Genomic DNA, 6,419 nt, shown 5'->3' on the forward strand with positions numbered 1-6,419 from the left:
CTCTCTTCTCATTTCTCCACTCCTTCCTTTTCCCCTTTCCTCCTCTACATGCTCCACGTCCTTGCTCTTGACCTGAAAGATGACCCGGCGCTGATTGCCGAGTATGAGTACTATCACGCCACGATGCGGCCCGCCATTGAGTCTACCATTCGGGCGGCGGGTATTACGGGTATGACCCTCTACCGCGCAGGCAACCGGCTGGTGATGCTCATGGAAACCGACGACACGTTTTCCTTCGAGCGTAAGGCGCAGATGGACGCCGACAACCCCACCGTGCAGGAATGGGAGGCTCTCATGTGGACCTATCAGCAAGCTCTGCCCTTTGCCCGGTCCGGCGAAAAATGGGTGCTGATGAAGCAGATCTATGACCTGCCGTAATTCGATAATCTATGCCCAACTTCTACATCCTGGCCGGACCCAACGGCGCGGGGAAAACCACCGCTGCCTACACGCAGTTACCGGAGGTACTCGACGTGCGCAACTTTGCCAACGCCGACGAAATTGCCCGAGGGCTATCGCCGGTTGATGTAGAAGCATTTTATGCTACAACGCCGTGAGCTGTAAAGCATCTGCCGGGTAATCTTCGGTTAACAAACCGGCCCATAGGTTGTTATTTTGGCAGATACAACCCTATTTGCCCGCCATAAGCTTACACCGTTGACCAGCATCGATCTAACCACCTGCCGACTGCGTTCCTGGCGCGAGGGAGATGAAGAACCCTTATCACGCCACGCTAGCAACCGCAACATATGGAATTGGGTGCGCGATTTTTTCCCGTATCCATACACCCTGCGCGACGCTACCTCCTGGGTGCGGTCTAACAAAACGTATCAACTGCCTACTAATCTGGCTATTGAAGTCGATGGCGAGGCGGTGGGTAACGTGGGCTATACTGTCCGCGACGACCTATACCGCTACAACGCCGAGGTAGGCTATTGGCTGGCCGAGCCTTATTGGGGGCGGGGTATCGTGACCGAAATCATACCAGTTATGGTCAACTATATTTTCAATAACACGCAGGTTAACCGGGTGTTTGCCTGCGTGTTAGACGGTAATGTTGGCTCAATGAAAGTGCTGGAACGTGCTCACTTCCGGCATGAGGCTACATTGCTGAAAGGGGCCATTAAAAATAACCGCTTTGTGGACGAACACATCTACGCCATCCTGCGCGAGGAGTACCTTCAGCAGCAGGGCCAACTTTCATAAACGCCCCGATTGTGGTTTCTTTGCGGGCCAGTTCAACGGAGATTCATGTCGAAAATAATCATTGCCATAGACGGTTATTCAAGTTGTGGGAAAAGCACAACCGCCAAGGCCGTAGCCGCCCGAATGGGCTATGCCTATATCGACACCGGGGCCATGTACCGCGCCGTGAGTTTGTACTTTCACCAGAATAGCGTTTCGCATACCGATCCGAAGGCTATTGCCACAGCCCTCGAAAACCTGCACGTATCGTTTAATTTCAACGAAAAAACGGGTCGAAATGAAACATGCCTCAACGGATTGAACGTAGAAGATGAGATCCGGAAAATGTACATTTCCAATATGGTCTCTGAGGTCAGCACCATCGTGGAGGTGCGGCGAGCTATGGTGGCACAACAGCAACGGATGGGCCGGAAACGGGGCGTAGTGATGGATGGACGCGACATCGGTACCAAGGTTTTCCCAGACGCTGAAGTGAAAGTGTTTATGACCGCCGACACCTTCATCCGGGCCAAGCGACGGCAGGTAGAGCTACTCGAAAAAGGTGAACTAGTGAACCTTGACGACATTGTACGTAACCTCGAAAAGCGCGATCATATCGACAGTACCCGCTCAGAAAGTCCCCTTACGCAGGCCGCCGACGCTATTCTGCTTGATACCTCCTTCATGATGATCGACGAGCAAGTGGAATGGGTAGTTGAACTCGCCGACCGGCATATTGCTAAGCTGCATCGCCACGGTCGTCTTGGTCGTGATCGCGAGCCCGCTGCTTCATGAGCAGTGCCGTAGCCGACGTACTTGTAGTAGGGCAGGGGGTGGCCGGGTCGGTGCTGGCACTGACATTAGAACGCTACGGTTGCTCGGTTACGGTGGCTTCGTCGGCATCACTGCCCGCAGCATCGGCAGTGGCGGCGGGGATTGTGAACCCCCTTACAGGTCGAAAACTGGTGCGCACCTGGGAGGCCGACCGGCTGTTTCCCTATCTGCATCAGTTCTATACCGCCGCCGAAGGGCAACTCAATCAATCTTTTTTTACCCCGCTCGGCATTTACCGTCCCTATCGAGATGCGAAAGAACGGGCTGATTATCAACAGGTTACGGCTGATGCTGACCTGGTCAGGTACGTTGGTGAGCCTGGTGACGACGCGGCTTATGGTGCCGTAGTCAGCAATCCATTCGGTGGGTTGCGCGTAACGCAGGCGGGCTGGGTCGATTTACCTTCTTTTGTGGGGGCGGTACGGACCTATTTCATACAAAAAGACCGGTTTATCAGGGCCGATGTGCAGCCCGATAACCTGACCATTGGCTCAGATTCAGTCACCTACGCGGGTGTACGATACCGCTACGTCATTTTTTGCGAAGGATCACACGGACAGGCAAACCCGTTATTCTCTTACCTGCCCTACAACGTAGTGAAGGGTGAAATACTGACCGCCCGCGTGACCGACTACCCGGTTCAGGATATCATTAATCAGGGTGTGTTTGTGATGCCTATCAACCGCACTATCATTCGGATCGGGGCGACGTATTCGTGGCATGAGCTTGACTGGCAAACAACAGAGGCAGGGCGTACGTTTTTAGAAACGAAAGCCCGTGATTTACTGCGCATTCCGTTTACCGTTGTTCAGCAGCAGGCGGGTATCCGACCGTCTACCAAAGACCGACGCCCGTTTGTTGGCATGCACCCACAGTTGCCACGAATTGGTATTTTTGGTGGTATGGGTACCAAAGGCGTATCACTCGCTCCCTACCTGGCCGATCAGTTTGCGGGCGCTTTATGGGCTGGTCAAGAAATAAATGAGGCCGTTAATATTAGTCGTTTTCGTTCGTTATAAGTAAGTTACTCCAAAACGTTAGTTAGCTCGCTCTGTATGCGTCAGTTATATCTCATCATGTTGTGTCTGGGGCTGGGGACCGCAGCTGTTGCGCAGAATTACCCCTCGATGGAACAGTTCGGCAAAAACCGGATTCAATACCGCACGTTCGACTGGAAAATTGTGCGTACGTCGAACTTCGAAATCTATTTCTACGAAGATGGTGAGCAGATTGCCAACCTGGCTGCTCAGTATGCTGAGTCCGATTTCGACCGGATCACCGAACTGCTGGGTTACACCCCTTACAATCGGATCAAACTGTTTTTATATAACTCTCCGCAGGAACTGGCCCAAAGTAACATTGGCGCGGCACCCCTGGGCGACCTGAACCGGAAGGAATTGGACCTGTCGAAATCGCGGGTGGAACTGGCCTTCACCGGCGATCAGGTTAGCTTTCGGAAACAGCTCATCCGCGATGTATCGATGCTCTACGTCTATGACATGCTCTACGGCGGTAGCTTAAAGGATGCCCTCCAGAGTTCACTCCTCCTGACCCTGCCCGACTGGTTTATGCCCGGTATGGCTGCCTATGTGGCCGAGGGGTGGAGTGCCGAACTGGACGATTACATCCGTGACGCATCGATCAACCGGCCCATCCGCAAACCTTCTAACCTGACCGGCATCGACGCAGAGCGGGTGGGACAGTCTATCTGGAATTACATTGGTCAGAAATATGGGCGGGATAACATCTCGAATATCCTGAACCTGACCCGGATCATTCGCAATGAGCAAAGCAGCATCCAAAGCACGCTGGGCATACCCTACAACCGCTTCCTCCGCGACTGGCGCGACTATTACACCAATCAGGCAAACCCATTTACAAACTCCTTTAAAACTAATGCGGACGATTTCCGGATCAATTTATCCAGTTCTAAAACGCCCGTTCAATTAAACAGCCTGAAATTAAGTCCCGACAAGCAGTATTTCGCTTATTCAACTGTTCGTGATGGCAAATACAAGGTTGACGTGGTAAACACAACGACCAAGAAATCATTCTCCCTACTGACGGGTGGCTACCGGCTCGATGGCATAAGCTACCGCCCCAACACACCATTGGTTTCCTGGCAGCGCGACAACCGGCTGGTGATTCTGGTGGAAGAACGCGGACATCCATACCTATATATATATGCCAATCTCGACAAGCGTCCGAAACTGGTTCTGAATCAAAGCATCAGCGGGTTATCGCAGATCAGCAGTATCGACGCGTCGGCCGATGGCGGCAGCCTGATTATGAGTGGTGTTCGGAAGGGGCAGACCGATCTGTTTCTCTACAGCCTGAACCGTAATAACTATCAGCAGCTGACCAATGACCTTTACGACGACCTGAACCCGCGTTTCGTGGGTCGGTCGGGTCGGCAGATTGTGTTCTCGTCGAACCGGTTTGCCGATACGCTCAACGTTGACAAAGGGTCGTATAAGACCATTCGCGATCAGTTTAGCCTGTACACTATGGAGGCTACTCCCCGCAATACGTCGGTTCGTCGCATTACAGATTCGCTCGCACGGGCAACTATGCCAGTGCCACTAGGCGAAAATCAGGTGTATTACCTGTCGGACCGCAACGGTATTCGGATGCTCTACAAACGGTCAATAGAAGAACAGACCGACGCCGTAGTGGCAGCCATGCCTACCAGTATTATGCATTATGACTACGTACCTGCCAACGGCGGGTTTGTGTATAGTGCGATGCAAAACGGGTCGATTCACATTGGTTACCGTGCTAAACTGACAGAATCTCCCGCCGACGTGCCTGTAACCCAGCGAGCTACCAGCCTGGGATTGAATGTAAGACCAGTGGTTAAAACGGCCCCAGTAGCCGGGCGTGATACAACAACTGTTTCTCGCCGTGACACCGTGACTACGGCTGCCCCACAAACCCAAAGTGCTGTTGCTTCGCCAGCGCCCCCCCGGATGGTGTTGGCCCCCGGCGAGGTAGATACCGACAATTATGAATTTGATCCCGACGTGTTGAAGGCTGCTGAGTACCGGCAGCGGCGCACAGCGGCCAGTACCGTTGGTACGTCGTCAGGCCTAAATTCGGCGCTACCACGTTCCCGCCGCCGTGAGAACGTGACTGTTCGGGGGCCTTTTGGTTACAATGGCCTGTTTGTGGTCAACGATTCCAAGTCGGCTTTTCGGGTCGACCCAATCCGGGGATTTGGGTATTCGCAGAACATTGCCTTAAACGATTTGCTCGAAAACCACATCGTTAAGGCTGGCTTCTTTGTTACTGCCAACCAGTTGCGGAACAGTGACCTCTGGTTTGAGTACCAGAACTTAACCCACCGTGTTGATTTTGGCGTTCGCGTAGACAGGAACACGCTGTTTGTCGATGCCAACGAATTCAGTCAGCGTTACCGTTACAACCGGGTGGCGTTGACGGCCTCGTACCCCATTTCGGTGAATACCCGATTCAGCCTGTCGCCCAACTTCACCATGACCCGGCAGATCGATCTGTCGTTTCAGGGTAAACCCGACCGGGTGTCGGACTATGCCGGGGCACGGGCCGAGGTGGTATTTGACAATACCAAAATCAACGGTATGAACATGCTGGAAGGCACCCGCTTCAAACTCCGTTACGACAACTACGCGGGTCTGCAGTCAGCGCGCGAATCGTTCAACCGGATCACCGCCGATGTACGTCATTATCAGCGCATTTACCGTGATCTCGTACTGGCGGTACGCCTGTCGTATAGTCAGTCGGGGGGGGCAGCACCCAAAGAGAGTGTGCTGGGCGGCATGGAAAACTGGATCAATAACAGCAAAGAGCAGACGGCTCGTAACCCGCTGTTATTGCCTGTTGGCTACAACGTACGCAATGCTTTTTTCCTGGAATTTGTGGCTCCATTGCGTGGGTTTGCCCTCGGAAAAGTGACAGGTACAAGTCATTTACTGGCTAATGCTGAACTACGCTTTCCCCTTGTCCGGCTGCTGTATCAGGGCAATATCACCTCCAATTTTTTGCGCAATCTACAGTTCGTGGGCTTCAGCGATATCGGCACCGCCTGGACTGGCGGCAGTGGTCCGCTTAGCCGTGAGAACAGTTTAAATACAACTATCATTGAGGCTCCGGTGGGTAGCAGCAGTCCCTTCCGGGCCAAGGTCACAAACTTTAAAAATCCATTCCTGATTGGTTATGGCGTGGGTGCCCGTACTATGTTACTGGGGTACTATGTGAAGTTCGATTATGCTTGGGGGCTGGAAAATAATGTAGTTAATAAGCCCATTGCGTACCTGACGTTAGGTTACGATTTTTGAAAAAGTATACTTTCTTAAGAAACAAAAAATGCCCCGTGAGAACGGGGCATTTTTTGTTGACCCCTGTTTGCTATTGTTTAACCC

The 6,419-nt window shown here is 52.7% G+C and carries 6 protein-coding genes; all 6 read left to right on the forward strand.

The window, feature by feature from the left end:
- Window positions 1–48: 48 nt before the first annotated feature.
- On the forward strand, window positions 49–378 hold the full coding sequence (locus J2I47_RS00140) for an L-rhamnose mutarotase (RefSeq protein WP_207362518.1): 330 nt from the start codon (window positions 49–51) through the stop codon (window positions 376–378).
- Between the two features lie 11 nt (window positions 379–389).
- Window positions 390–557: a hypothetical protein gene (locus J2I47_RS00145; RefSeq protein WP_207362519.1), complete on the forward strand. Its 168-nt coding sequence runs from the start codon at window positions 390–392 to the stop codon at window positions 555–557.
- 100 nt (window positions 558–657) lie between these two features.
- Entirely contained in the window at window positions 658–1,206 is a 549-nt protein-coding gene (locus J2I47_RS00150) for a GNAT family N-acetyltransferase (protein ID WP_207362520.1), read from the forward strand.
- Between the two features lie 45 nt (window positions 1,207–1,251).
- Window positions 1,252–1,980 (forward strand): (d)CMP kinase, encoded by a 729-nt coding sequence (gene cmk, locus J2I47_RS00155; protein WP_207362521.1) that lies wholly within the window; start codon window positions 1,252–1,254, stop codon window positions 1,978–1,980.
- Window positions 1,977–3,038, forward strand: coding sequence for an NAD(P)/FAD-dependent oxidoreductase (locus J2I47_RS00160; protein ID WP_207362522.1), 1,062 nt, complete (start codon window positions 1,977–1,979; stop codon window positions 3,036–3,038). The genes cmk and J2I47_RS00160 overlap by 4 nt, the downstream gene beginning before the upstream one ends.
- Before the next feature lie 36 nt (window positions 3,039–3,074).
- Window positions 3,075–6,335: a hypothetical protein gene (locus tag J2I47_RS00165; protein ID WP_207362523.1), complete on the forward strand. Its 3,261-nt coding sequence runs from the start codon at window positions 3,075–3,077 to the stop codon at window positions 6,333–6,335.
- Window positions 6,336–6,419: the final 84 nt, after the last annotated feature.

It is taken from the genome of Fibrella rubiginis, assembly GCF_017353185.1.
GTDB classification, from domain to species: domain Bacteria; phylum Bacteroidota; class Bacteroidia; order Cytophagales; family Spirosomataceae; genus Fibrella; species Fibrella rubiginis.

Coding starts and splice junctions, on each gene's coding strand:
- J2I47_RS00140 (WP_207362518.1), top strand. CDS start 49: ATGCTCCACGTCCTTGCTCTTGACCTGAAAGATGACCCGGCGCTGATT.
- J2I47_RS00145 (WP_207362519.1), top strand. CDS start 390: ATGCCCAACTTCTACATCCTGGCCGGACCCAACGGCGCGGGGAAAACC.
- cmk (WP_207362521.1), top strand. CDS start 1,252: ATGTCGAAAATAATCATTGCCATAGACGGTTATTCAAGTTGTGGGAAA.
- J2I47_RS00160 (WP_207362522.1), top strand. CDS start 1,977: ATGAGCAGTGCCGTAGCCGACGTACTTGTAGTAGGGCAGGGGGTGGCC.
- J2I47_RS00165 (WP_207362523.1), top strand. CDS start 3,075: ATGCGTCAGTTATATCTCATCATGTTGTGTCTGGGGCTGGGGACCGCA.